The organism is Acidocella sp. KAb 2-4, from assembly GCF_020567705.1.
Lineage (GTDB): Bacteria > Pseudomonadota > Alphaproteobacteria > Acetobacterales > Acetobacteraceae > Acidocella.
Map to the genome: position 1 here is coordinate 24,651 of NZ_JAJDJU010000020.1, position 25,497 is coordinate 50,147.

A 25,497-nucleotide genomic window follows, 5' to 3' on the forward strand; every position below is an offset into this window, starting at 1 on the left:
CCTTCCCCGTCAACTTGTCCGGTCTGCTTTTTTTGCTCAGCATCCGCGGGGCCGGATGTCCCGCGTATTTGGCCTGCGTTTTTTTGTGTATTCAGATCCCACACCACTCCCCAAGACGCGAGCGTTGAGGGCGCAACCTTCCACCAGCCTTTCGGACAGCGGAATGCCGCGCCATCACCGGCGCCTCAGACCGGCGCCGGGGTCCACAGCCCTGTATCCGGCGTATTGAACTGCGCCGGAATCATGCCGTCAGTGATCAACCCGCCTGTGCCCCATTGGTCTTGCATCTCTGGCTTGGTTTCCCAGCGGCGGACTTTCCAGTTCGCCTCGTCGACCCCCTCCATCTCGGCAGTAAATTCGCAGACGTTGCCCGCAGGGTCCTTGAAATAGCTGAACGTGTTGTCGCCCGCGCCATGGCGGCCTGGCCCCCAGACGATCTTCTGTCCCGCGCGCACCAAGCGCCCCGTCGCGCGCATCTGTGAATCGATACCGCCCATGTCATAAGCAACATGGTTGAGGGCGACGTGCGGCCCCTTGGCGATGGCCAGAATATGATGCTTCGCCCCGTTGCAACGCAGGAAGCACATGAAATCTTCCAGCCAATCGGTCAGCTTCAGGCCGAGATGGGTTTCATAGAAGCTCTTGGTCGCCTCCAGCGTCAGCGTGTTGAACACGACATGGCCGAGATTGACCGGCACGCCGCGCTGCGTGGCGCCAGAAATCTTGCGCGGCGCCACATCGGCGGAAACTTCGATCAGGCGCCCTTCGCAGTCGAAAAACCGCAGACCATAACCACCGCCCGGCGTGCCGAGATCAGCCGGCGCGCGATCGATCCGCACACCCGCCGCAGACAAGCGCTGGCCAAGCGCATCCACCTCAGCACGCGACGCCGCAGCGAGCCCGACCACATCGAGCCGCTTCGCCTCCGCCTTGCGCAAACGCAGGATATATTGCGCGGGATCAACCGGCGAACCAAGATAGGCGACGCCATCGCCGGCCGAGACCTGCTCAAGCCCCCAAAGCGTCGTATAAAATTCCAGGCTTTCATCGAAATTCGGCATTGCAAGAGCAATATAGCGAAGCCCGGTGATTGGGCTTTGTGCTGTAGTCATCAGGACACTCCTCAAATCGCCGGTATTCCGGCACCGTGTATTGCCGAAAATACTGCGGGCACATCCCCCGCAATTCAAACATTTTTTGGTGATGGATAAGATCGATCTGAATGATGGAGCCAAAGGCATGGCCTCCGGCCGAATGATCGATTAGAAGGTGATGCTGACGGCCTCGCCCGCCTTCAGCCGGGCCAGACGTGCGGCGAGTTCGCCCGTAAGATAATAGAGTTCGGTGTAGCAGCCAATCTGCTTGCGCGTATCCCAATAGGACCAGCGGCAATCGCCATGCGGTCCCTTGAAGAATCCGCCCATCGCTTTCACCAATCCCGCAGCGAGGTAATCAGACTGCGCACGGTTGTATTCCGCCTCGTCTTCAAAACGGAAACCGACATGGTGCGGTCCCACGCCATGCTGGTCGAGCCATTCCTTGTAGATGCTGTCGCCGCCGTCATGGCGGGCCAGCTCGATCAGCGTATCACCGGCGAATCCGTAGGCGCAGCTGAACTGGAAGTTGCCCGGCTTGCCCCAATATTCCTTCTCTGTCTGGGATTTGGCGAGGTCGATCGCCTTATCCCACGCCTCGATCCCGTTAGTCCTGCGCCAAAATTCCATCGCCTCATCTAGGTCACGCACGACGAAGCTGATCTGGTCGAAGCGCCGTCCGATATATTTTGGAATCTCACTCATGTTCTGCCTTTCGATGTCCGGCTTCAGGTTAAAGGAAGACGCCGAGATTGGGCGTGTGCAGCACCGTCTCGGCAATCAATGCACGGCGCCTGAGCAGTTTAGAGCCAGCCTCCGTCAAGCGAAGCTGATCAAGACGGCGAACCGGGATCACGTCTCCGGGCATATCCGTACCGCGCTGGCGATAAAGCAGCATCGCGCTTTCCACCTCAATGATATCAGGTTGCCCTGACTGATTAACAATTAGGCTGCCGATCACGCGCAGCGTGCGCGACGGCGGACTCTCCGACCAGCAATAGCCAGAGTTGAAGCGGTCGACGCGGATCTTGATCAGCGCCTTGTTGTCGAGAATCCGAAATGCCCCCTCGGGTACCTCATCAGCAAAGGCAAGACGCACCTCGCGGTTTGGCACTTCGTAGATGATCTCGTCATCCAGCAACTCGAACCATTCCTCAAAACGCCGCTCATCGAGCAGCTTCGCTTCGCGTGAGAGAAAGTTCTGCGCGGTGAAGAAAAGTGTGGCCTGATCTAGCATGTTCGTCATATCCATCTCCCCCTCATGTGCTTTCACGCATGTCTTTGAGCCAACGGCGCCAGAAGGCTTCCTGCATGTACTCGCCATAAATGCTGTTGAAGAACTTCCCCGGCCCTTTCCAGTTCGGGTCCGGCTCCACCCGCACCTGCTGATAATTCAGCTGCAATTTTTCCTTACGGCTCCAAGGGCTTGACCCGACCTTGGCGATCCCTTCCCACACGGCCGTATCATCCTGCTCAAAAATACCGCCCGAGCCAAAACCAAACTGACCCGCGATGTAGGAGCGTTTGGTATATTCCTCCGGCATGAATTTGTAATCGACGATCCAGTTCCACAGCTCCATCACGCCCGGCGCCACCGGCTGCCACAGACGGATGCTGGTGAAAGCCAGCGGGAACTCACCCGGCTGGGCTGGCTGCGGGAAACGCAGATAGCTCATATTCGGGAAGATCGTGCTGATTGTGGGCGGCACGTTGGTGATCATGTCGATTTGCGTCTCGTCAAGATGCGACAAATCAAACTGCGCACGGATCTCGGGGGGATAGCCCCATAATTCGAATGGCGGCCCAAACCAAGAGCGCAACGCATGGCCAATGAAGCCGTGTCCGTTTTCAAACATATAGCCGCGCGCATTCGGGCCGGTTTCGCGGACGTCGCCCGGTATGAATTTCGACGCCGTCGCCGAATAATGCGCGGTGCCGACATGGTACGCATCACCGCAGAAATTCTCCGCGCCACTCTTCCAGTCCGCACGAACGATGAAGCGCTCCGGCGCCGCCAAAACCCGCACACCATCCGGATGCAAGCCGAAGATCGCATCGAACATCCAGGCCGCGCCGCCAAGATATTCGCGCAGGCCGGGTCCTTCATCCGACAGGCATGTGAAGATCAACCCGTGGATGGTGTCCACGCGCGGCGCCTTCAGCAGCCCCCATTTCTTGGCATCGAGCCTGCCGCCATAGGCTTGCCGCATGTCCGGTGCACCAACAAAATCGCCATTATTCTTGTATATCCAGCCATGGTAGGGGCAGCGGAAATGCGTGGCATTGCCCTTGTCCTCGTGGCAAACCTCGGTGCCGCGGTGGCGACAATGATTGAGGAGCACATTGATTTCACCCTTCGACCCGCGGGTGACAATGACTTGATCCAGCCCGACCTTGCGCAGCATGAAATCGCCGGAATTCGGGATCTCGCTCTCATGCCCCACAAACACCCAGGTGCGGGTGAAGATGCGCTCCATCTCGGCGCGGAACACCTTTTCGTCGTTGAAAACGTCAACCGGTAGCAATCCCTGATTGAGTCCCTCCTCAACGCGATCATAGAGAGCGTTCAGGTATTTTTTTTCGTCGCCGGGGACGACGGAATTGTATTTATACATTTCAACCCCCTTTATTCGGCAGTTCCGCGCTTAGCAGGGCGCGGTTCAACAAGCCTTGATCCACCACAATGGTCTGCCCCGTCACCAGTTTATTCTGGCGCGAGGCCAGAAACGCATAGAGAAACCCATGGTCCTCCGGCGTTGGCAGTTCCTGCAACAGACTAATCGAGCGGAATTTCGCCAGGAACGCATCCTTGGGAATATCCGATTGCTTCTGCGCCTGCATCCCCAGCGCCGCGGGGCCGCGCAGCTGGCTGTTGGCGATGCCCGCCGGCGCGATGCCATTGACGCGAATTGCTGGCGCGAACTCAAACGCCAGCTGATGGACGATGCTGCGAATGGCCCCCTTGGTCGCGCTGTACATCACACCGCCGCCATCGGCGGCATAGGCGGCGGTGGAACTGGTGAGCACAATGGCGCCCTCAGCGGCGAGCAGCATGTCGTAAAACACACGTGCGGCGAGGACATGCCCTTTGACGTTCACATGGAACAGCTCGTCGAACAGCCCGTCGATCCGCTCCAGCGGCACATCGGCAAGACGGATATTGCCATCGAAAATACCCTGCACGCCAATCAGCGCATCGAGCCGCCCGAAGCGCGCCGCCACTGCCGCGCGGCAACGTTCCAGCTCCTCCACCCGGGTGCAACTCCCCTCGACCAGCAACACCTGATCGCCAAATTCCGCGCGCAAGGCGGCGAGCTTCTCACCCGAAATGTCCATCACTGCGAGCTGCGCGCCTTCGGCCAGACAGTGCCGCGCCACACCAAGACCAAGCCCGGAACCGCCCCCCGTGATGAGGACGCTGTGATTTTCCAATAGCCGCATGGCTAGATATCCTCCGTCAAGGCGCGGAAGGACTCGACCATCAGCGCCGCATGCTCGGCCTTGCTGCCGCCCTGCACCTCTATCTCACCCAGCCGGCCGGAATTATGCACGACCATGCGGCAACGCTCCCAACGCCGCTGCTCGAAAGCCTTGAGCGCCGCGGCGAGATCCGCACCGCGCGCCAGCTCCTCAGCCAACACAATGGCATCCTCCACGCCGATGCCCGCGCCAGCGGCGAGATGCGGCGTGGTCGCATGCACGGCGTCGCCAATCAGCACGACGCGGCCCGCATGCCAGGGCAGGGGCATCAGCATCCCTTCCAGCGGCCGGAACAGAATCTGCGAGGCTTCCGAGAGTTGCGCGCGAAACGCCTGCACTTCGGGCGCCGGGAATGGTTCCAGCAACCCCTTCAATAGCGGTACGAAATGCTCCTCGGGAATCCGCTCATTCACCGGACGGTTCTCGTTAACGAACAAATACATCTCGGTGCGCGACACCGGATTCACGCCAACCTTTGTTTCCGGCCCGACCCACAGGATCGTCTTGTCGATGCCCGCCAGCCGCGGCAACACCGCGCGCCACACGCCCTGGCCGCTATAGCGCGGCTGGGGGCCGCCAGGAAACACCGCCTCCCGCAGCTTGGAGCGCAGCCCATCTGCGCCGATCACCAGATCATAGCGCCTTGTTTCGCCATCGGTGAAGGCAACATCGACATGATCAGCCGTTGGCGCAATCTCCGTGAACGTGCAACCAAGGCGCACGGATGTACCCGCCTCCAGCGCAGCGTCGCCGAGAATCTTCGCCAACACCGGGCGCATCACGGCGCCATTGCCCGGAACGTCCGCCCCCGCCACCCGCGGCGTCGGGATCTCGGCAATCATCTGGCCGGATGACGTGCGGATCTCGGTGCCATCACTGGCATGGCCTTCTTCCAGAAAGCGCGGCAGGATGCCGAGCGTGCGGAAGGCGCGCAATGACGGCCCACCAATGCTGATGCCCGCGCCATAGGTCGTCCACCCGGGCGTGATCTCCACCAAATCAACCTGCACGCCCTGGCGGCGCAGCATGATCGCCGCTGACAAGCCCGAGAACCCGCCGCCGACGATCAAAACCTTGGACAATAAACCGGCCATATTATTTCCCCCCCACGCGCGCCGACGATGCTAGGCGCCGCTCATAGCGGCGCGATCCCGTCCCAGCACATGTATTTAACCTCAAGGAACTCATCGATGCCGATATGCGAACCCTCGCGGCCAAGACCGCTCTGCTTCACACCGCCAAACGGCGCCACCTCGTTGGAAATCAGCCCCGTATTGATGCCGACCATGCCCGATTCCAGCCCCTCCGCGGCGTTCCAGATGCGCGCGGCGTCGCGGCTGAACAGATAGGCGGCCAGACCAAATTCGGTCGCGTTCGCCAATTCCAGCGCCTCGGCATCGGTCTTGAAGCGGAACAGCGGCGCCACCGGACCGAACGTCTCCTCATGCGCCAAAAGTGCATCGCCCGGCACATCCGCCAGCACGGTCGGTTCAAAGAAGCAGCCGCCCAGATCGTGCCGCTTGCCGCCTACCAGCACCTTCGCGCCCTTCGCTACGGCGTCGGCGATGTGGCTCTCGACCTTTTCGATCGCGCCCATATCGATCAGCGGCCCCTGTTGCACGCCCTCGCTCAGCCCGTTGCCAACCTTGAGTTGCCCCACGCGCGCCGCCAGCTTGTCGGCAAACGCGTCGAACACGCCATCCTGCACCAGCACGCGGTTGGCGCTGATGCAGGCCTGCCCGGTATTGCGGTATTTGGAGGCGACCACGCCCTCGACCGCCGCGTCCAGATCGGCGTCGTCGAAGATGATGAACGGCGCATTGCCGCCCAATTCCATAGAACATTTCTTGATCGTCGCGGCGGATTGCGCGAGCAGCACGCGCCCCACCTCGGTCGAGCCGGTGAAGGTCACCTTGCGCACCAATTGATGCGCGGTCAGGCGACCGCCAATGGCGCGGGTGTCGTTGCCCGTGATCACGCTGAACACCCCCGCCGGCACGCCCGCGCGCTCGGCCAGTTCCGCCAGCGCCAGCGCGGTCATCGGCGTCTGGCTGGCGGGCTTCACCACCATCGCGCACCCGGCCGCAAGCGCGGGCCCGGCCTTGCGGGTGATCATCGCCGCGGGAAAATTCCAGGGCGTGATCGCCGCACACACGCCAATCGGCTGCTTGAGTACGACAATGCGCTGGCGCGGGCTCTTGGCTGGCAGCACCTCGCCATTCACGCGCTTCGCTTCCTCGCTGAACCATTCCAGGAAGGAGGCGGCATAATCCACCTCGCCCCGCGCCTCGGTCAGCGGCTTGCCTTCCTCCAGCGTGATGATCTTCGCCAGATCCTCACGATGTTCCAGCGTCAACTCATACCACCGGCGGATCACCTTGGCCCGGTGCTGGGCCGTGGTCTTCCGCCAGTCGAGAAACGCCCGGTGCGCGGCCTCGATGGCGCGATCAGTCTCCGTCTCTTTGCAGCGCGGCAGATCAATCAGCGCCTCACCCGTGGCCGGATTGCGCAAAGTATAGATGCCATGCGGCGTTTCGGCGACCCACTGGCCATCAATATATGCGCCACAGCGCCAGAGGGATTTATCGGTCAGAATTTCCATTTTGCAATCCTCAGCAGGGGAAGCGGCCGATCATGAACTGGCTGTCCGGATCATCCGTGACGAAGCAGCCCGACGCGGCGAGCCCCGCGCGCAGCGACTTCATGAACCGGTCAGGGATGCGCGGTGTCGGGCTGCGCAGCGGGCCGCCATTGAAGCCCGCAAGCCAGTCCTGATACTTCCAGTTGGTGCGGTTGATGAAATTGGTGCCCGGAATATACGCCTGAGTCGCCGCGCTGGAGGCCTGACGCGCCGGATGCACGCGCCAATATTCCTTCATCGCCTCTTCCCACTTGCCGGTGCGGGCGAGATCAAAAGCCTTGGGGAAGTAGTCACCCATCCATTGCGTATAGCTGGTGCCGGAGAACTGAAACTGCATCATGCTCATCAGCGGAATGCAATCACCCTCGATCGGGCAGCTGATGATCGTGCGGTCGCGGAAATGATGATACATCTCGCACAGTCCGGCGACGAGCGGAAAGCCCTGCTCGGATTTCACCGCCACCACATTCGGGCAATCATTGAGCAATCGCCCGATCAATTCCACCGACATGCCGGCCGGGTGGATGCGCTCAAACCCCCAGAGCGGAATCGGGAACAGCATCACCGCCAAATTCGTGGCGTCACAAAACGCCTTGGTATAGTCGTAGATTTCCTTTTCCGTCGTCGGCCAGAACTGCGACGGATAAGACAGCAGCACAATGTCAGCTCCCGCCTTCTCCGCCAGCTTCGCCGCCTGGATATTTTCCTCCAGCGTGCTGAAACCGGCATGGAAAAACAGCCCGAGTTTGCTCCCGGCAGTGTCGCGCGCCAGGGCTGTGAACTCCGCATTCTCCTCCGGCGAGATCACAACATCGGTGCATAGCAGCGTATAGGTGAAGCCCAGTTCGATCAGGCGCTGGATGTCGTGGCGGATCCCCTTTTCATTCAGCCGTTTGAGATCGGCGCTGAAACTGGGGATCGTGACGCCCGAACACCCGATGAGGTGCTCGCGGGCCCAGGCGCGGGCATCGGAACGGAAATAAGCAGGCATGGCGGCCACTCCTATTTAATGATTGTATGAACGCTTTCGTTCAGTTCGACGAAGCTCTGCGCCTGTTCGGCGCGGTTAAGTATCATTTCGGCAATCACGATATCCTGGAGCGCAGAGCCGACGGATTTATACACCACGATTGCCTCGCCAGGCGCTGGCCGCGCCGCCTTGCCCGAGGCGATATCGGAAAGCGGCACCATCTTGGCCGCGACATCGCAACCCGCCTTATGCGCGGCCATCGCATCACCTGTCTCGTGCGCCACCTCCTCCGGCATATCCGCCACGATCAATGCCGCCCGCGCGAGTGTTTCCACATCCACCTCGCGCTGTTCCGGCAGCGTCGAACCCACCGACACCACCACAGCGCCCGGCGCCAACCACTTGCCTTGCAGCACCGGCGACTCATCATAACTGCGCGCCGCTGCCAGCACGACATCCGCCCCGGTCACCGCCGCCTCGGCCGACGCCACCGCGCTGACGGCGAGCTTGTGCGTATCGCGAAAGCCCTGCGCGAATTTCTCCCGGTTCGCCGTGGTGGGGCTGAACACAAGCGCCTCGGCGACATCGCGCGTCGCCAGCAGCGCCTCGAACAGGCCACGCGCCTCAAACCCGGAGCCCAGAACGGCAACTTTAAGCGCCTTGGCGGGCGCCAGAAGATCCACCGCCACCGCCGCCGTGCCCGCCGTGCGCAGGCCGGTGATGCGGTTGCCATCCACCAGCGCGGCCAGATCCATCGTCGTCTGATCAAACAGCGAGATCAGATAGCTGGCCCGCTTCTCCTTCGGTGACGCCGCAATGAGCTTGCAGCCCATATACGCGCCCGATGGCGAAATGGCGCTCAGCGCCCGCAGCCAGAAGCCCGCACCACGGGCCATCGTGCGCGGCGGCACCATGTCAGGCTTGATCTCGCCCGCATAGGCCGCGCGCAGCGCTGCGACGGTTGACGCCCAATCCGCCAGCGCCTCGACATCGGCATCGCCGATAAACTTGGTCTTGACCTTGGCGACGTTACCGGAGGTACTCATAAAATCGTCATCCTTTCCAATCGCTCAGATCGGCTCAGCCAGCTTGGCCAGAGCCTTTTCAACGATCGCGGTCTGCTGATCCACCGGTGCGCGCGCCTGCTCCAAACGCCCGATCTCAATCGAACTTGATACCACCAGCCGGCACCGCGCCTCGCGCCGCAGGGTGAACGCCTCCAGCGTCGCTGCCATTGGCCGCTCCACCTGCAGCTCCTCCGCGATCACCAGCGCATCCTCCACCGCAATTCCCGCACCGGAGGCAAGCTGCGGCGTGGTCGGGTGCGCGGCGTCGCCAATCAGCATCACGCGGCCAACATGCCAGGGTGCGGGCAGGACAAACGCCTCCAGCGGACGGAACACGATTTGCGACTGATCGTTGATATTGCCGCGCAGCTCCGCCAGAATACCGCCGTAACCCTCCAGAAGATTGGCAAGCCCATCCTTCAGCTCTTCATCCTTGCGGAAGATCTGGGGCGTGCGCTCCAACAGGAACAGATACATCTCATCATCCGAAACCGGCGTAACGCCGACCTTGACCGGCCCGCCCAGGAAGTAATGGCGGCAATGGATCTGCGGCGGCCTCTTCGCCACCATGCGCCAAGCGCTCTGGCCGGTATATTCCGGCTTGGGCGCATTCGGGAAAATCAGCGAGCGCATGCGCGAAAACACGCCATCCGCGCCGATCACAAGATCATAATGTCCATACGTACCATCGCTAAAGCTGATGTCCACACCGGAATCATCCTGGATCAACGCATCAACCGTGACACCGAGCCGCACCTTAACACCCGCTTCCAGCACATGGCGTGACAGGATTTTGTGCAACGCTGGACGCATGATACCGCCGCTGCCGCAAACACCAGCCTCAGCCGGAATCGGCGTGGGCAGATCGCGGATCAGGTTACCTTGCGTGTCGCAAACGCGAATTCCCTCTCCCACATAGGCTACTTCCGAAATTTCGTCGTAAACACCGATGGCCTTAAAGGCGCGCAAGGTTGGGCCGGTGATCGTGATCCCCGCGCCATACACACGCCATTGCGGATCAATGTCGATCAACTCAACATCTGCGCCGATCTTACGCAACGCGATGGCCGCCGACATGCCGCCAACCCCACCACCGACGACCAGGATATTATGTTTCTTCATCGTTTCCACCATTCGGGTTATCTTATTCCGCCACCAGGAAGTTACCGACGAGCCGCCCAAATTCCGCGGCATGCTCAATCTGCGTCCAGTGCCCGCAGCGGCCAAAAATATGCAGCTGGCTGTTCTCGATCCAGTTCAGCATCGTCATCGACGTTGACGGCGGAATCACCTTGTCATCACGTCCATGCACGAGCAGCGTCTTGTGTTTGATGCCACGAATATCGGGCTCGCTGTGAGACATCGCGTCCACCCAGCGCTGGCGCGGAGCCGGGAACATGCGGGCATATGCCTCCTGCACGCCCGGCCGCATACTGGCCTCATAGCGCATGTGCACCAGATCATCGCCAACCAAAGCCTGGTTGTAGGCAAAAATCCTCATAATCGACTGCATGTTTTCAAACGACGGCGTATAGCCCCACACCGCGTCCAACCCCGCCGTCAACTCAAATGGCACGCCAACACTGCCCATCAACACCAGCCGGTGCACGCGCTCGGGCCGTGCAATCGCCAGCGCCAGCGCCATCGATCCGCCAAAACTATTGCCGATTACATGCGCTTTCTCGACACCCGCCGCATCCAAGAAGGCGATGATCTGATCGAGCCAAGCCTGCCGCGTAAATACGAAATCATCCGGCGTCGTGGTATATCCAAATCCCGCAAGATCCGGCGCCAGGCAACGAAATTGCGTTGAGAGCGCCTGCAACGGCAAGCGCCAGTTCGCCCAGGCACTCACGCCCGGCCCCGATCCATGCAGCAACAATACTGGCGCGCCGTTACCCAGGTCGTGATAATTCGTCTCGGTCGCGCCCGTCGCGATCATCCGGCCGATTTCAGGATTATTCGTCATTGCCGTTACTTCTCCCCGTTGGCGCGACGCCATGCCAATTGCGCTATCCGGGCCTCTGGCGTGCGATCTTCCAACCGCGCCTCGATGAACAATGCATCGCGCCCCTCAAGCCGTATACGCCGGCGCTGCTCACCGCCTTTCCAATTGGGAAACAGGCTGGTTTGTACCTCATGTACCACGGCATCACCCTCCACCCGGTAACGCCCCGCATAAGCCAGCATCGAGCTGTAAGCCGCGGCCTTCTCCGCCTCGCTGGCATTCCATTGGCCGCCCGTTTCAAAATTCTTCCGGTCCGCATTAGCGATCATGCAAATCATGTCGCCCTCTGGTGTGTAACGGATGAAGCCCTCGAGCCGCTCGCCCAGCGGGGCCTGCCGGCGGCCGTCGTCATAAAGTTGGAGCCAGGAGATAATGTCCCACCGGCCAATGAGGTCAGACGGATTGATCATGCTGCCATAGGTCCGTTCACATGCGTGCCACCTGAGCGTAGAAATGCCGTGACCACGCGGTTATGTTCCTCGGCGCTTTCAAATTGCGCCCAATGCCCGGTATCCGCGGCGCAATGAAATTGGCCGTTCTGCACCTGTCGCGCGATATGCTCGCCCAATGCTGGCGGCGTCCGGTTTTGCCCCCCCCAATATACCAGCGTCGGCGCCGCGATCTGGCGCGCCATCGCATCGGTGACGACATCCTTCCACACCAGCCCACCGCCAAGATATTCGGCAATAAATCGCGCCTGCACTTCGGCCAGGGCCGGGCGTTGATACAGGGCCTGGCGGATTCGCACCGCCTCATCGGTGAGGCGCGACGGCTTCGCCAGAATCCGCACCATCCGCGTACGGACGTTTTCAAAACTGGGATTTTGCAGGACCTCCAAGGAGGTCTTCAAATTTGCCGACCAATCCGGCTCGATATACCCGGGGATAGCACCAGCATCAGGCGCGTAGCCCATGGTCGTGGTCAAGACAAGCTGCGTCACCCGCGCCGGATGCCGCAACGCAAATTGCATCGCGACCCACCCCCCCAGTGACTGCCCTTCGATCGCCGCGCGCTCAATGCCCAACGTATCCATCACATCCACCACCTGATCGGTCAGCAGCGGCATGATGTCGATATCAAACCCCTCCGTCTGGGAAAGGCCATGCCACAAAAAATCAAAGGCGATGACCCGGAAATTTTCCGCCAGCGGCATGATGTTGCGCGCGTAATTCTCGAGATGCCCGCCCGTGCCGTGCAGCAGCAGCAGCACCGGCCCCTGCCCCGCCTCGACAATGCGCGTGCGATACCGCGTGCCGACAAACCGTGTTTCCGCGCCGAGCAGATCCACCCAAAGCGATGTGACGCCTTTCGCCGTCATGGTCTCGCCGCGCTCAGCGAAATCGGACCACGCAGCGTGCCATCGGATTTTTCCAAGCCGAAGGTCCATTCTGAAAAGATGTGGGAAATGGCGGCGAAATCCTGCGGCTGCCAGGCTTCCGTTACCATATCCTCATCGGCGGCATATTCCCACGAGCCGCCAAATGGGGAGACGAAGTACCAGAAATTGGCCGACGAAATGATGTGGCGTCCCGGCCCCGCGAAGGTCGTCCAGCCTTTGGCGTCAAGATATTGCCCGCCAGCGATCACCTCATGAATATCGCGCACCTTGAACGCAAGATGATTGAAGCGGATACCGGGATCACGGCCATTCATCAGGAAGATGTCGTGATGATTTCCCTTCTCCCTGCAGCGCATGAACACGCCGCGCTCCGCATAGCGGTCCGAGACTTTGAACCCCAGCCGTTCGGTATAAAACTTAGAGGATTTGCCAGCATCGTTGACCGCGATGGCGATGTGGCTGATCTCATGTGGGCGCGCACACTCATAGCGCGCGGCGCGTTGGTCGATCCGCGCGGGGTACCCTGGCGCGTTATAGCGGGAAACATCGTAGGCCACCGCTTGGCGTTGCTTGACACGGAAGGCAAGCCCGATGCCCAGATCGTCCACCGAACGCAGCACGCCATCGGCACCGATTTCTGCCTTGCGATCCCGCCCAAGCTCGGCAGCAAGCGCCTGTAGATTTGCCGCCTCGCCAACCCCCCACATGATTTCACAAATGCCGCTAGGCGCACCCACCGGCCAGCGATCAGCGCGCGACGGATCCGCCGCGACGATTTCGATCTCGGAGCCATCGGCACTGCGAAATATTGCGGCGCCATCAGTTATGTCTGCCGCGTGCAGCCCCCAATCCGCGGCAAAACGGCGAGCATCGTCGAATTTCTCGACGGCGAATTTAACCCGCTCAATGCCAGTAATGCCAAAATGTTGATAAGACATTATTATTCCTTTTCCGTTTCCAATGGCGCAGCCTTCCGCCACGCCCTGCCGCTCAACAGAAATCAGGCCTCGCTTTCGGTCAGCTTCCGCCAATGCGCGACGAGTCTTTGCGCGCCACTGCCGCGTAAATTGATATGCTCCTCGAGCGCCGCGCGCGCCGCTTTCGGGTCGCCATCGGCAATCGCCGCCACCACCCGCTCCAGCTCCGGCACGATATGCTCTACGCTCTCATGCGAGCGCATGCTCAACTGCCGCACCGCCGCGATCCGCCGTTTGCATTCACGCACCTGGCGCGCCAGCATGGCGTTCTTCGCACCTTCAAGGATCGCCTCGTGCAATTGCTCGTCTAGGACGATGTAGCGTTCGCGTGCATCCTTGCTCACATTGCGCCGCATCTCGGCGACGATATCCTGCAACGCCGCGCGCTGAAACGGCGTCATCCGTTCGGCCGCCAGCGCACAGGCAAACCCGAGCGCATTAGCGAGCACCTCGTAAGCCTCGAAAATGGTATCCAGCGACACGCCGACCACGATCGCGCCGGTGCCTCGTTTCAATTCGACCAAGCCTGCAGCTGAAAGATTGAGCAGCGCCTCGCGCACTGGCGTGCGCGACACACCAAATTTCGTCGCCAGTTCCGGCTCGTTGATCAGCTCGCCCGCGGCAAATTCGCCGCACAGAATGGCCCGCTCCAGCGCGTCCGCGATTTCAATTGGTTTCCTCGCCATGCGCCAAGACTTACTTGCCCCGATTTTTAATTACAAGTAGTATTTCATAATTATGAGATTAAAAATGTAATTTTGTGCGGGTGCGAATGCGGCCCGCGCCATCAAATTTCGAGGAAACACATGAGCTCCCTGCCTCTTTTTCACTACGAGACACGCGGCCCCGAAGGCACCCCCTGGGTCACCTTTGTCCCCGGCATCGGCAACGACATCGGGTTCTGGTCCCGCCATGCCCATGCCTTGGCCGCGCGCTTCCGCGTGCTGAGCTTCGCCCCCTGGGGTCACGGCGATAGCCCGGCGCCGCCCGCCAACTGCCGCTTTGAAGACGTCGTGGCCGGGCTGACGCAACTCTGGAACCATCTCGGCATCACCCGCAGCGCGCTGGTCGGGCTTGGCTTCGGCGGCTCGGTGGCGCTTGCCACGGCCATCAGCCACCCCGCCCGGGTTACGCGCGTCGCCGCCTGCTGCTGCCGCCCGCGCCAACCCGACGACCGCCGCGCCTTCTGGCGCGAACGGCAAGCCAAGGCGGCCGCAATCGGCATGGACAAGCTTGCCGACATCACCGTCGACCGCTGGCTGAGCGAAGACTTCCGGCAGCGCCATCCCGAGGCCGACGCCACCCTGCGCGCCATGTTCAAGCGGACCACCGTGGCCGGGTATCAGGCCTATGTCGGCGCCTTCATCGAGATGGATTTCACAGCGCGCCTGCCCGCGCTCAGCGTGCCCACGCTGCTGATCGCCGCCGAGCATGACCATGGCGGCGGCCCCGTCCCGGCGATGCGCGAAATGGCCGCCGCGATCCCGGGCGCCGAGTTCGAAATCGTCGCCGGGGCCGGGCATATCGTGAATTTCGAAGCCCCCGGCGCCGTCCAAACCCTGCTCGACGGCTTTCTGCGCTAAGCCGCCCGCCCCGGCGGCGCTGTCAATTTCGTTGATGCTAGGCTAAACTGGCATCAATGAGATCGATGGACGCCGCGCCGTGGACCTTCGCCGTATAGACCTGAACCTGTTGGTCGCGTTCGACGTGCTGCTCGAGGAGCGCAGCGTCACCCGCGCGGCCGAGCGGCTTTTCGTGGGCCAATCAGCCATGAGCGCCACGCTGGCGCGGCTGCGGAACCTGTTCAACGATCCCATCCTGATCCGCCAGGGGCGGCATCTGGTCCCAACCCCGGTGGCCGAAAGCCTGGTTGGGCCGATCCGCGAGGCGCTCGCCCTGGTGAGCGCCACGCTCACCCGCCGCAGCGGCTTCGACCCGGCCACCGACCACCGGACCTTCTCGATCTTCGCCAGCGACTATCTGACCTTCGTGTTTCTGCGGCCCCTGCTGGGCGCGCTCTCGCGCGAGGCCCCCAACGTCAAGCTGCAGATCCGCCCGATCAGCGGCGATTTTATCGACCATCTGCGCCAGAACCAGGTGGATCTGCTGATCACCGCGCGCGAGGCCTTCCCCCGCCACATCGATTTCCCGAATCAAGAGCTGTTTTCCGATCGCTATGTCTGCGCGGCGGACGCCCATCATCCCGAGATCGGCGAGCGCCTCACGCTCGACCAATTCGAATCCCTGCCCTATCTGGCCACGCAGCCGGGGCTGTTCCCCTCGGTGGCAGAAATGGAACTCGACCGGCTGGGCATCGTGCGGAACACCGAGGCCACCACCGGCTTCATGCTCGGGTTTTTCCTGCTCCCCGGCACCCGGCTGGTCAGCCTGGTGCCCGAGCGGCTGGGCCTCGGCTTCACCCAGCATTTCAATGTCCGCCTGCTGGAGCCGCCCTTCCCGCCGATCACGATCACCGAAATCATGATCTGGCCCCAGCGCAATACCGAAGACCCATCGCACCGCTGGCTGCGCGAGCGGCTGCTCGCGCTCGCCGCCAAGCTGTTCGGCGGCGCACCGCCCACTCAGTAGAGCTTCACCTCGATCAGCCGTGGCCCCGGCTCGCGCGCCGAGGCCACCATCGCGGCATGAAAATCCTCCGCGCGATCCACGCGCACCCCTGGCACGCCCATGCTCCGCGCCATCGCCACCCAGTCGATGGTGGGACGGTCGATATCGATCATCGCCATGGCCTGCGCCCCTGGCGTGCCTGCGCCGATATTCGCGTATTCCGCCTTCAGGATCGCATATTGGTTGTTGGCGAAGATGATGGTGGTGACATTCAGCCCCTCGCGCGCCTGGGTCCAGAGCGACTGGATGGTGTACATCGCGCTGCCATCGCCCACGATGCAGAACACCCGCCGCGCCGGGCAGGCCAGCGCCGCGCCCGTGGCCACCGGCGTGGCGTAGCCGATGGAGCCGCCCATATTATTGATCAGATCATGCGGCCGCGCCCCCATGGTGTGGCCCATCGTCTCGCGCCCGGTGGTGAGGGATTCATCGACCAGGATACACTCCTCCGGCATCGCCGCCGCCAGGGCATGGGCGATGCTCACCGGGTTCAGCGCCCCGCTCGGCGCGGGGGTCTCCACCCGCTCCTGCCGCTGCGGCGGGGTGGCGCGCAGGCCCAGCGCCTCGGCCAGCATCTCCAGCCCCAGCGCGCTGTCCTCCTCGGCCTCCACCAGCGGATGCACCAGCGTGCCCTCCGGCTTCAACAGGCTCGGCTTGCCGGGATAGCTGAAAAACGCCACCGGCTCGCGCGTCTCCAGCGTGACCAGATGGCGGACATCCTTGAGAAACGCCGTCGCCTGCGCCACCGCATAGGGGATGCGCTCCAGCGGCGTGCGCCCGGCGCCGCGCTCGATGCGCGCGGTGAAGAATTGCGAGGCCAGGCGGCAGCCGGTTCCGGCGGCGATGCGCCCGGCCAGCTCCAGCGCCCGCCCGCGCGTCGCCTTATTGCCCAGCACCAGCATCACGCTCTCGCCGCCGCGCAGCACCTTCGCCACCGCCTCCACCCGCGCCGGATCGGGCGCCTGGGGCGCGGGCAACGCCCGTTGCGGCACGGCGGTCTCGCCCACCTCGCGCCAGGAGGAATCGCCCGGCAGGATCAGCGTGGCGATCCGCCCTGGATGCGCATTCGCCTGCGCCACCGCGGCGGCGGCGTCCCAGGCGATGTTCTCGGCCGAGTCCACCCGCCGCACCCAATGGCTGAGCGGGCGCGCCAGCCCCTCGATATCCGAGGTCAGCGGCGGGTCGTATTTCAGATGCGCCAGCGCGTGCTCGCCGACGACATTCACCATGCCCGAACTAGCCCGCCGCGCGTTATGGATATTGGCAAGGCCGTTGGCGAGCCCCGGCCCCAGATGCAGAAGCGTGGCGGCGGGCTTGTCGTGCATCCGGTACCAGCCATCGGCGGCGCCGGTGGCTACACCCTCGAACAAGCAGAGCACGCTGCGCAGGCGCCCGCCATCGAGCGCCGCCAGAAAATGCATCTCCGAGGTGCCCGGATTGGCGAAGCAGATCTCAACCTCATGGTCCGCCAGGGTGGCGACCAGCGTTTGCGCCCCGTTCATCGTTTCCTCCTGCGCACCGGATATGCGAGGATGCTACGCGCCCCGCGCCAGCCCCGGCAAGCCCCATGCCCAGCCCGCGCGACGCGCGCTTTATAACGACACATTGCCGCCAAGACATGAGTGGCTCACGGTTTGGTGGATACAAGGACAAGATCGTGACCGAGCTTGCCATGCATTTCCCGGTGCTGGGGCTGGTGGCGGTGCTGAATGCGTAGCTCGGGTTTAACATGGCCCGCCGCACCGGCCGTATTGGGGCGCGTATCAGCGCACAAAGCGCCAGCCCGCGCTCCGGAGGCAAGATATACCCATTGAAATCGCGTTGAGAATTTTGCGTTGTCCAGGAATAACCTGGTAGCGGCGGAAGGATTTGAACCTCCGACCAAGGGATTATGATTCCCCTGCTCTACCACTGAGCTACGCCGCCAGCGCTGGCCAGCCCGGTACCGCGAAGGCGCGCGGAAGTCAATGCGATGAAAAAGGCCCCGGCATGGCATCCGGGGCCTTTTTTGCGGCTCAGCCCTCCATGTCGGTGGCGATGCTGCGCAGCACCTGCGGGGATTTGACCTTGAGCACCAGGAACCAGACCAGCCCCACCGCGAGATAGGCCGCGAAGACCGGCGGCAGCACGTTGAACGGCGCGGCCGGATAGGGGAAGACGCTGGAATAGATGACAAAGCCCATCATCAGCGTGCCGATCAGCCCGTAGAGCGCATGCGTGGGCTTAAGCGCCCCGGCGCGGTAGAGGTCGAGCGGCGCGGCCAGGCAGACGCCAAAATACACCACCACGAAGCCATAAGTGGCGATGGTGCCGGCAAGGCCGAAGCCGTTGAGGAAGCCCTCGGGCAGCAGCGCCAGCATGGCCAGCCCCGCGATCACGCCCGAGGCGTAAACCGCCATATGCGGGGTTTTGTGCCGCTTATGCACCAGCCCCATCGAGCCGTGCAGAAATTGGTAGCGCCCCATGGAGAACAACATGCGCGAGCTGGCGTTGAGGCAGGCCAGCGCGCAGGCGAAGGCGCTGATGATGGCGGCGAAATACACCACCCCCGCGGCCCAGGGCAGCCCAGCCTTGTTGGTCATGTCGGCAAAGGGCGAGGCGGAGCCGCCAATGGCGGCGGCGTTGTCGTCCATCCCCATCACCATCAGATAAGACATGATGGTGAAGAAAATGCCGACAATGGCGGCCGAGCCCACCACCGCATACGGGATGTTCTTCTGCGGATTGGCGGATTCCTTGGCCAGCGTGGCCGAACTCTCGAACCCGACCCAGCTGAACACCGCGAAGGCCATGGCCGAGGCGACGCCGCCGAAGGAGATCTTGCTGAAATTGAGCTGCACCGGGTCGATCACCGTGCCATGCTTGCCGACCACCAGCGCGGTGATGAGCACGATGATGCCGATGGACACGGCCTCCAGCACCAGCCCCATGCGCGAGGAGAACTGGATGTCACGGTAACCGGCGAGCACCACCAGCGCCAGCAGCGCAAAGGCCAGGAACACTTGCGCCGCATAAGGCAGGGTGACGCCGAACACGCCGAGCACGTTGTTGATGAACAGCGGCTCGCTGATCAGCACCGCCACGGCGGTGGCGATATAGGCGAGCACCATCGCCCAGCCCGCCAGCGCCCCCGCGACCGGGCCGAAATTGCGGCCGATATAGACGAAATAAGACCCTGCCTCCGGGTGGCGCTTGGCCAGGCTGGAAATGGAGGCGCCGACAAACACGCAGCCAATGGTGGCGAGCAGATAGGAGACCCAGGAGCTGATGCCGGCCAGCCCGGCGACGACGGTGATATTAAGCGCCGGGGTCATGGTCGGCGCGATATTGGCGATCGACTGGCCGAGCGTCTCCAGCCGGCTGAGCGCGCCGCGTTTTAATTGTGGCGCGGTATGCGCGGCGACATCGGTGGTGGCTACCATAATTGTCTGTCTCCATGCGTTGGGCCGCAAACGGCGCGGCCGGTGCCGCAAATGAAGCAAGCCGCGTGCCTGGATTGCCGCTTGCACGGGCAGCGGCGTCTTGCGTGCTTGGCGCGGCGGGGAAATAAGCACGGCGGGGCCGGCCCAGGCCGGGTTTTGGGCGCGGATTGGCGATAATTTACGCTGGCTGTTCAGCGGGGAGGCAAATTTGACTGAGAGTAAAGAAAGTTTCTCGGCGCCGGGCCGGCTGATCCTGGCCAGCACCTCCGCCGCGCGGCAGGCCATGCTGCGCCGGGCGGGGCTGGCCTTCGCCGCGATCCCCTCCGGCGTGGACGAGGCGGCGCTGAAACGCGGTTTCACCGGCCCGCCCGAGGCGCTGGCGCAAACCCTGGCGGCGGCCAAGGCGCAGGCGGTGGCGGCGGCGCAGCCCGGCGCGCTGGTGCTGGGGGCCGACCAGCTCCTAGTGTGCGAGGGCGCGGTGTTCGACAAACCGGCCGACCTGGCCGAGGCCGCGCTGCATCTGCGCCGCCTCTCGGGGCGGGCGCACCAGCTCATCACATCCGCCTGCGTGGCGCGCGACGGCGAGGTTTTGTGGACGCATACCGAGCGGGCGACGCTCACCATGCGCGAATTGAGCGAGGCGTTTATCGCCCGCTATCTGGCCGCCGAGGGCGAGACGGTGCTGGGCTGTGTCGGCGCCTACCGGCTGGAGGGGCTGGGCGCGCAGCTCTTCACCCGCGTCGAGGGCGATTATTTCACCATTCTCGGGCTCAGCCTGCTGCCTTTGCTCGGGTTTTTGCGCGGCGCGGGCGTGCTGGCGGGGTAGCGGGGCGGGTCTGGTCGAGCAGCGCCTGGATCTGGCGCACGGTCGGCTCGTCGAGATGGCGCAGCTCGCGCGCCAGCCGGTTGGCCAGCGCCGTTTGCGCCGCCGAGAGCCCGCCCGCATGCAGCTTCAGCCGGGGGCGGGAGAGCTTGGCCAGCGCCACCAGCTCGTCGGCGTCATCCCAGATCAGGTCGAAATATTGGCAGATCTGGTGGATCAGTCCGGCCGAGGGGGCGCCGCGCCGGCCATGCTCCAGCGCCGAGAGGTAAGGCGGCGAGATTTCCAGCGCCGCCGCCATCTCGCGCTGGGTGACGCCGCGGGCCTGGCGCAGGGCGCGCAGTTTCTCGCCAAACGGGGTCATGCCCGCACCCGGCGCAGCAGGATGCGCACCGAGCCGGTATTGGCCGCGTGCGGATGCGTAAGCGCCAGGATGCGCGGGCGCAGGCCCGGCGCGTTGAGCCAGTGCGGCAGCTCGCGTGCCAAAATCTCGCCCTTGCCGGTGATGATCTCGACACAGCGCAGCTGCGCCGCGTGCGCGCGCTCCAGGAAATGCAGCACCTCGTGATGCGCGCGCGCGGCGGTGTGGCCGTGCAGGTCCAGCCGCGCCTCGGCCCGGATGCGCCCGGTGCGGAACTGCTTCCAGGTGGATTTGTCGAGCCCGCCAGGGGCGGCGTTGAGGCCCAGATGCGGCGGCGGCTGCGCCAGCCGGGGCAGCGGCGGCGCTGCCGGGGCCGGGCTGGGCGGCGGGTCGGCTGGCGGCTCGGGCGCCAGCGGCAGACGGGTGCGCCCGGGCATCAGCCGGGTGAGCGTGCGCCCATACGCGGCCCACAGGCGCAGATCCTCCTCCGAGAGTCCCTTGCGGCCAGCCATCAATCCCGCGGCTTGAAGAAGGCGGCGGCCGCGGCGGCGTGCGCCTGTTTGGCGGCGATGGCCGCGCGCACGCGGCTGATTTCGGCCTCCAGCTCTGCGATATAGGCGGTCAGCTCCTCCACCCCCAGCGGGTCGAGCGCCGGCGGAGAGAGCAGCTTTTTCGGCGGTTTAGGCAGGTCTTCTTCAGGAAATGTCATAGTTCGATCTTGACCGAAGGGTAGCGCGGGTTCCATACCCCGCGCTAGTTTTTAACTTGCGTGGCCCTCGCGCGAAACTATCTGCGTTCCAGGCCAATGCGCCTGCGACGGTAATAAGGTAACACGACCCATGCCCCTGCCCCTGATGCCCAAAGCTACCGCAGTCTGGTTGATTGACAAGACCGCGCTGACCTTCGAGCAGATCGCCGATTTCTGCGGGATGCACCCGCTGGAGGTCCAGGCCATCGCCGATGGCGAGGTGGCCCAGGGCATCAATGGCTACGACCCGGTGGCGAACAAGCAGGTGACGGCGGCGGATATCGCGCGCTGCGAGGCCAACCCGGCGCTGCGGCTGAAGCTGCTGGCGACGGCGGAAATGCAGCAGAAGAAGCCCAAGGGCGGGCGCTATACCCCGGTGGCCAAGCGCAACGACCGGCCGGACGCCATCGCCTTCCTGCTGCGCAACTTCCCCCAGCTTACCGACGCGCAGATCATCAAGCTGCTCGGCACCACCAAGGACACCATCCAGAAAATCCGCGACCGCTCGCACTGGAACGCCGCCAACATCAAGCCGCGCGACCCGGTGATCCTGGGCCTGTGCAAGCAGTCCGACCTGAACGACGCGGTAGCCGCCGCCAATGAGCGTCTGGCCCGCGAGGGGCAGACCGTGCCGGAGCCGGCGGTTTCCTCCGAGGACGCCGAGCTGTCCTGAGGTGAACTGTCCTTAAATAAGCAAGGGGGCCATCCGGCCCCCTTTTTCGTGTCCGGCGTCTCAGCCGGTCTTCAACCGCTCCATCTCTTCTTTCAATCGCAGCTTCTCCATTTTCATGCGGGAGAGCGCGGCGCTGTCCGGACTGGGGCGGCGGTCTTCCGCCATGATCTTGGTCTCCAGGTCGGCGTGCCGCCCCTTCAGGGAATCGAGACGCGATTGCAGGTTCATAGTGCCTCCTTGGCGATGAACGTCGGTATCCGGGCTGCCCCCGTCTGGGCAGCCGCCCGGACTTTGCAGGCTAGCCCCGCCGCCACGGAATTGTCACGTGAAAAATCGTCACGAATTCCGGGCGCGGCGCGCGAAAATTACGGTTTCAGTGCGGCGCAAATGCTATTATTGCTCGGCCATGCTGACTGACAAAGACAACCTGCTGCGCCGCCTGCACGCGCTGCGCAGCGAACACCGGGATCTCGACACCGTGATCGCCCGCATCACCGATCTGGGGCCGCTCGACCAGCTCCAGGTGCAGCGGCTGAAGAAGCGTAAGCTCGGGCTGAAGGATGAGATCTCGCGGCTGGAGAGCCGCCTGATTCCGGACTGGACGGCGTGAGCGCGCCGCAGGTCGGGATCATCATGGGCAGCCGTTCGGACTGGCCCGTGATGCAGCATGCCGCCGAGATGCTGGAGCGTCTGGGGGTGCCGTATGAGGCCAAGGTGGTGTCAGCCCACCGCACGCCGAAGCGGCTCTATGACTATGCCGGCGGCGCCGAGGCGCGGGGGCTGAAGATCATCATCGCCGGGGCGGGCGGCGCGGCGCATCTGCCGGGCATGGCCGCGGCGATGACCAGCCTGCCGGTGCTGGGCGTGCCGGTGGCCGCCACCGTGATGCAGGGGCAGGACGCGCTGCTCTCCATCGTGCAGATGCCCGGCGGCGTGCCAGTGGGCACGCTCGCCATCGGCAAGCCCGGCGCGATCAATGCCGGGCTGCTGGCGGCGAGCATCCTCGCCCTGGCCGACCCCGCGCTGCGCGCCCGCGTGGCCGCGCTGCGCGCCGAGCAGACCGAGAGCGTGCCGGAGACCGTGGAATGAGCGCGCTGGCGCCGGGGGCGGTGATCGGCATTATCGGCGGCGGGCAGCTCGGGCGCATGTCGGCCATGGCGGCGGCGCGGCTGGGCTACCGCGTGCATGTGTTCTCCCCCGAGGCGGACGGCCCCGCCGCGCAGGTGAGCGCGGCCAGCACGGTGGCGGATTATGCCGACCTCACGGCGCTGCGCCGTTTCGCCGGCGCGGTGGATGTCATCACCTTCGAGTTCGAGAACCTGCCCGCCGACTCCCTGGCCCTGCTGGAGAGCCTGAAGCCGGTGCGGCCGGGAGCGCGCATCCTCGCCATCTCGCAGGACCGGCTGCTGGAAAAAGCCTTCCTCAACGAGGCGGGCATCCCCACCGCCCCTTATGCGCCGGTGCATGACGAGGCCGGGCTGGACGCGGCGGCGGCGCAACTCGGCCTGCCCGCGGTGCTGAAAACCACGCGGCTCGGCTATGACGGCAAGGGTCAGGCGCTGCTGCGCGCGGCGGAGGATCTGGCCCCGGCCTTCGCGCGCTTGGCCCCGAAGCCACTGGTGCTGGAGGGGTTCGTCACTTTCGCGGCGGAAGTCTCGGTGATGGTGGCGCGTGGCGTGGATGGCACGGTGGTGAGCTATGACGCGGTGGAGAATCGCCACAAGCACCATATCCTCGACCTTACCTTGGCCCCGGCCCCGCTGCCCGCCTATTTGCTCGCCGAGGCGCAGGACATCGCCCGGCGCGTGGCCGAGGCGCTGGAACTGGTCGGCCTGCTGGGCGTCGAGATGTTCGTGACCGCCGATGGCCGGCTGCTGGTGAACGAGATCGCCCCGCGCCCGCATAATTCCGGGCATTGGACGATGGATGCCTGCCCCTGCGGCCAGTTCGAGATGCATATCCGCGCCGTGGCCGGGCTGCCCCTGCCGCCGGCGACCCGGCATTCCGACGCGGTGATGAAGAACCTGATCGGGCCGGAGGACATGGCGCTATGGCCGCGCATCCTGGCCACGCCGGGGCTGATCCCGCATCATTACGGCAAGGCCGAGGCCCGGCCGGGGCGCAAGATGGGGCATTTCAACCGGCTCTTCCCCAAGGGCGGCCTGCCCGGCGCGTTTGGCATCGAGGATGCGCTGAGGCTGGAAGACTAAAAGTTTGCCGCCGTTTTTTGCAAAGGCGGCGGCAACAATGTTTAAGCCTGTCCGCCCACGGGCACCAGATTTTCCAGAAACCGCTCGGCGCAGGCGCGCCAGGAATAGGTCTCGGCGAAGGGGCGGCAATGGGTGCGGTCGATCTCAAGCGCCTTGAGACAGGCGGCGCGCAGATCTTCGTCGAGCGCGCCCACCGGCTGTTCCGCCTCGGCCAGAATATCCTTCGGCCCCGTCACCGGATAGGCCGCCACCGGCAGGCCGGAGGCCAGGGCCTCCAGCACCACCAGGCCGAAGGTGTCGGTGCGCGAGGGGAACACGAACACATCCGCCCCGGCATAGGCCCGCGCCAGCTCCGCCCCGTGCCGCGCGCCGACGAAATGCGCGTTGGGGAATTCGGCTTCGAGTTCGCGCCGCTGCGGGCCGTCGCCCACCACTAGCTTGGAGCCGGGCAGGTCGAGCGCCAGGAAGGCGCGCAGGTTTTTCTCCACCGCCACCCGGCCGACATAGAGGAAGATCGGGCGCGGCAGGTTCCACTCCTCCTTCGGCACCGGGCTGAAGGCGGTGAGATCGACCCCGCGCGACCACGGGCGCAGATGCGTGAAGCCGCGCGCCGCCAGCTCCTCGCGCAGCGACTGGGTGGCGACCATCACCGCCGCCCCGGCGCCGTGGAAGCGCCGCAGCCAAGCATAGGTGATGCATTCGGGGATGCCGGTACGCGCCTTCAGATATTCGGCGAAGCGGGTGTGGAAGGCGGTGGTGAAGGCGATCTTGCGGCGCTTGGCATAGGCGCGGGCGGCGAGACCGAGCGGCCCCTCGGTGGCGATGTGCAGCGCCTCGGGCCGGAATTCATCGATGATCTGCGCCAGTGTCTTGCCCGGCCGCACCGCCAGACGGATTTCCGGGTAGCTTGGCATGGGCACGGTGCAAAAGCGGTCCGGCCCCACCACCTCGACCACCTTGCCCAGGGCGCGCAGCTCCTCGGCCACCGTGCGCAGCGTGCGCACCACGCCGTTCACCTGCGGGGTCCAGGCGTCGGAGATGATGAGAATGCGCGTGGGC

General features: G+C 64.0%; 29 protein-coding genes and 1 tRNA gene. 7 read left to right on the forward strand and 23 right to left on the reverse strand.

The genetic code is table 11. From position 1 onward, the window contains the following. Positions 1-185: 185 nt before the first annotated feature. The 15 genes from LI953_RS12155 to LI953_RS12225 all read right to left on the reverse strand — a co-directional run bounded on the left by LI953_RS12155 (position 186) and on the right by LI953_RS12225 (position 14,262). A complete protein-coding gene (locus LI953_RS12155) occupies positions 186-1,235 on the reverse strand; it encodes a VOC family protein (protein ID WP_227076354.1) in 1,050 nt (349 codons plus the stop codon). 27 nt (positions 1,236-1,262) lie between these two features. Further along, the gene (locus LI953_RS12160) at positions 1,263-1,799 is read right to left on the reverse strand and encodes a VOC family protein (RefSeq protein WP_227076355.1); all 537 of its coding nucleotides are present in this window, start codon (positions 1,797-1,799) and stop codon (positions 1,263-1,265) included. Positions 1,800-1,827: 28 nt separating this feature from the next. Further along, positions 1,828-2,346, reverse strand: a complete 519-nt coding sequence (locus LI953_RS12165; protein WP_227076356.1) for an aromatic-ring-hydroxylating dioxygenase subunit beta — start codon at positions 2,344-2,346, stop codon at positions 1,828-1,830. Positions 2,347-2,353: 7 nt separating this feature from the next. After that, positions 2,354-3,709 (reverse strand): Rieske 2Fe-2S domain-containing protein, encoded by a 1,356-nt coding sequence (locus tag LI953_RS12170; RefSeq protein WP_227076357.1) that lies wholly within the window; start codon positions 3,707-3,709, stop codon positions 2,354-2,356. Position 3,710: 1 nt separating this feature from the next. Next, positions 3,711-4,535 carry an SDR family oxidoreductase gene (locus tag LI953_RS12175; protein WP_227076358.1) on the reverse strand — a complete coding sequence of 275 codons (825 nt, stop codon included), beginning with the start codon at positions 4,533-4,535 and terminating at the stop codon, positions 3,711-3,713. A gap of 2 nt (positions 4,536-4,537) precedes the next feature. Then, positions 4,538-5,668: an FAD-dependent oxidoreductase gene (locus LI953_RS12180; protein WP_227076359.1), complete on the reverse strand. Its 1,131-nt coding sequence runs from the start codon at positions 5,666-5,668 to the stop codon at positions 4,538-4,540. 41 nt (positions 5,669-5,709) lie between these two features. After that, the gene (locus tag LI953_RS12185; RefSeq protein WP_227076360.1) at positions 5,710-7,176 is read right to left on the reverse strand and encodes an NAD-dependent succinate-semialdehyde dehydrogenase; all 1,467 of its coding nucleotides are present in this window, start codon (positions 7,174-7,176) and stop codon (positions 5,710-5,712) included. Positions 7,177-7,186: 10 nt separating this feature from the next. Further along, positions 7,187-8,206 carry a dihydrodipicolinate synthase family protein gene (locus LI953_RS12190; protein ID WP_227076361.1) on the reverse strand — a complete coding sequence of 340 codons (1,020 nt, stop codon included), beginning with the start codon at positions 8,204-8,206 and terminating at the stop codon, positions 7,187-7,189. 11 nt (positions 8,207-8,217) lie between these two features. Beyond that, positions 8,218-9,231 (reverse strand): ornithine cyclodeaminase family protein, encoded by a 1,014-nt coding sequence (locus LI953_RS12195; protein WP_227076362.1) that lies wholly within the window; start codon positions 9,229-9,231, stop codon positions 8,218-8,220. A 24-nt stretch (positions 9,232-9,255) separates the two neighbouring features. Then, positions 9,256-10,434, reverse strand: a complete 1,179-nt coding sequence (locus LI953_RS12200) for an FAD-dependent oxidoreductase (RefSeq protein ID WP_227076363.1) — start codon at positions 10,432-10,434, stop codon at positions 9,256-9,258. Then, complete coding sequence (locus tag LI953_RS12205; protein ID WP_304505192.1) at positions 10,397-11,254, reverse strand: alpha/beta fold hydrolase; 858 nt, start codon at positions 11,252-11,254, stop codon at positions 10,397-10,399. The genes LI953_RS12200 and LI953_RS12205 overlap by 38 nt, the downstream gene beginning before the upstream one ends. Then, complete coding sequence (locus LI953_RS12210; protein ID WP_227076364.1) at positions 11,227-11,670, reverse strand: lipocalin-like domain-containing protein; 444 nt, start codon at positions 11,668-11,670, stop codon at positions 11,227-11,229. Before LI953_RS12210 ends, LI953_RS12205 begins: the two co-directional genes overlap by 28 nt. After that, entirely contained in the window at positions 11,667-12,578 is a 912-nt protein-coding gene (locus LI953_RS12215; protein WP_227076365.1) for an alpha/beta fold hydrolase, read from the reverse strand. The genes LI953_RS12210 and LI953_RS12215 overlap by 4 nt, the downstream gene beginning before the upstream one ends. Then, positions 12,575-13,537, reverse strand: coding sequence for a VOC family protein (locus LI953_RS12220; RefSeq protein WP_227076366.1), 963 nt, complete (start codon positions 13,535-13,537; stop codon positions 12,575-12,577). Before LI953_RS12220 ends, LI953_RS12215 begins: the two co-directional genes overlap by 4 nt. A 62-nt stretch (positions 13,538-13,599) precedes the next feature. Further along, positions 13,600-14,262, reverse strand: coding sequence for a GntR family transcriptional regulator (locus LI953_RS12225; RefSeq protein WP_227076367.1), 663 nt, complete (start codon positions 14,260-14,262; stop codon positions 13,600-13,602). A 120-nt stretch (positions 14,263-14,382) separates the two neighbouring features. On the opposite strand from LI953_RS12225, the gene LI953_RS12230 reads away from it, so the two are divergent. Together LI953_RS12230 and LI953_RS12235 are read left to right on the forward strand one after the other, a co-directional pair. Continuing rightward, positions 14,383-15,159 (forward strand): alpha/beta fold hydrolase, encoded by a 777-nt coding sequence (locus LI953_RS12230; protein ID WP_227076368.1) that lies wholly within the window; start codon positions 14,383-14,385, stop codon positions 15,157-15,159. A 79-nt stretch (positions 15,160-15,238) separates the two neighbouring features. Then, positions 15,239-16,165 carry a LysR family transcriptional regulator gene (locus LI953_RS12235; RefSeq protein ID WP_227076369.1) on the forward strand — a complete coding sequence of 309 codons (927 nt, stop codon included), beginning with the start codon at positions 15,239-15,241 and terminating at the stop codon, positions 16,163-16,165. Here the strand turns inward: LI953_RS12235 and LI953_RS12240 are convergent. The 3 genes from LI953_RS12240 to LI953_RS12250 all read right to left on the reverse strand — a co-directional run bounded on the left by LI953_RS12240 (position 16,159) and on the right by LI953_RS12250 (position 19,626). Next, the gene (locus tag LI953_RS12240) at positions 16,159-17,706 is read right to left on the reverse strand and encodes an acetolactate synthase large subunit (RefSeq protein WP_227076370.1); all 1,548 of its coding nucleotides are present in this window, start codon (positions 17,704-17,706) and stop codon (positions 16,159-16,161) included. The two genes, LI953_RS12235 and LI953_RS12240, sit on opposite strands and share 7 nt — an antisense overlap. Positions 17,707-18,055: 349 nt before the next feature. Continuing rightward, a tRNA-Met gene (locus LI953_RS12245) sits at positions 18,056-18,130 on the reverse strand. A gap of 89 nt (positions 18,131-18,219) precedes the next feature. Beyond that, positions 18,220-19,626, reverse strand: coding sequence for an APC family permease (locus LI953_RS12250; RefSeq protein WP_227076371.1), 1,407 nt, complete (start codon positions 19,624-19,626; stop codon positions 18,220-18,222). Positions 19,627-19,909: 283 nt separating this feature from the next. Between LI953_RS12250 and LI953_RS12255 the strand changes: the two genes are divergently transcribed. Then, entirely contained in the window at positions 19,910-20,452 is a 543-nt protein-coding gene (locus tag LI953_RS12255) for a nucleoside triphosphate pyrophosphatase (RefSeq protein WP_255643171.1), read from the forward strand. Here the strand turns inward: LI953_RS12255 and LI953_RS12260 are convergent. The 3 genes from LI953_RS12260 to LI953_RS12270 are packed head-to-tail and all read right to left on the reverse strand — an operon-like array spanning position 20,397 to position 21,516. Next, complete coding sequence (locus LI953_RS12260) at positions 20,397-20,810, reverse strand: helix-turn-helix domain-containing protein (RefSeq protein ID WP_227076373.1); 414 nt, start codon at positions 20,808-20,810, stop codon at positions 20,397-20,399. The genes LI953_RS12255 and LI953_RS12260 overlap by 56 nt on opposite strands. Beyond that, on the reverse strand, positions 20,807-21,319 hold the full coding sequence (locus LI953_RS12265) for a Smr/MutS family protein (RefSeq protein ID WP_227076374.1): 513 nt from the start codon (positions 21,317-21,319) through the stop codon (positions 20,807-20,809). Before LI953_RS12265 ends, LI953_RS12260 begins: the two co-directional genes overlap by 4 nt. Next, positions 21,319-21,516, reverse strand: a complete 198-nt coding sequence (locus LI953_RS12270) for a DUF1192 domain-containing protein (RefSeq protein ID WP_227076375.1) — start codon at positions 21,514-21,516, stop codon at positions 21,319-21,321. The genes LI953_RS12265 and LI953_RS12270 overlap by 1 nt, the downstream gene beginning before the upstream one ends. Before the next feature lie 130 nt (positions 21,517-21,646). Between LI953_RS12270 and LI953_RS12275 the strand changes: the two genes are divergently transcribed. Beyond that, positions 21,647-22,228 carry a DUF1013 domain-containing protein gene (locus LI953_RS12275; RefSeq protein ID WP_227076376.1) on the forward strand — a complete coding sequence of 194 codons (582 nt, stop codon included), beginning with the start codon at positions 21,647-21,649 and terminating at the stop codon, positions 22,226-22,228. Between the two features lie 60 nt (positions 22,229-22,288). Here LI953_RS12275 and LI953_RS12280 read toward each other — a convergent pair whose 3' ends face one another. Beyond that, positions 22,289-22,456, reverse strand: coding sequence for a YdcH family protein (locus LI953_RS12280; protein ID WP_227076377.1), 168 nt, complete (start codon positions 22,454-22,456; stop codon positions 22,289-22,291). A gap of 178 nt (positions 22,457-22,634) precedes the next feature. Here LI953_RS12280 and LI953_RS12285 point away from each other — a divergent pair, with 178 nt between their 5' ends. The 3 genes from LI953_RS12285 to LI953_RS12295 are packed head-to-tail and all read left to right on the forward strand — an operon-like array spanning position 22,635 to position 24,438. After that, on the forward strand, positions 22,635-22,838 hold the full coding sequence (locus tag LI953_RS12285; protein ID WP_227076378.1) for a YdcH family protein: 204 nt from the start codon (positions 22,635-22,637) through the stop codon (positions 22,836-22,838). Then, positions 22,835-23,317 carry a 5-(carboxyamino)imidazole ribonucleotide mutase gene (gene purE / locus LI953_RS12290; protein ID WP_370635801.1) on the forward strand — a complete coding sequence of 161 codons (483 nt, stop codon included), beginning with the start codon at positions 22,835-22,837 and terminating at the stop codon, positions 23,315-23,317. The genes LI953_RS12285 and purE overlap by 4 nt, the downstream gene beginning before the upstream one ends. Further along, positions 23,314-24,438, forward strand: coding sequence for a 5-(carboxyamino)imidazole ribonucleotide synthase (locus LI953_RS12295; protein WP_227076379.1), 1,125 nt, complete (start codon positions 23,314-23,316; stop codon positions 24,436-24,438). Before purE ends, LI953_RS12295 begins: the two co-directional genes overlap by 4 nt. Positions 24,439-24,479: 41 nt before the next feature. Here LI953_RS12295 and LI953_RS12300 read toward each other — a convergent pair whose 3' ends face one another. Continuing rightward, positions 24,480-25,487 (reverse strand): glycosyltransferase family 4 protein, encoded by a 1,008-nt coding sequence (locus LI953_RS12300; protein WP_370635802.1) that lies wholly within the window; start codon positions 25,485-25,487, stop codon positions 24,480-24,482. Positions 25,488-25,497: the final 10 nt, after the last annotated feature.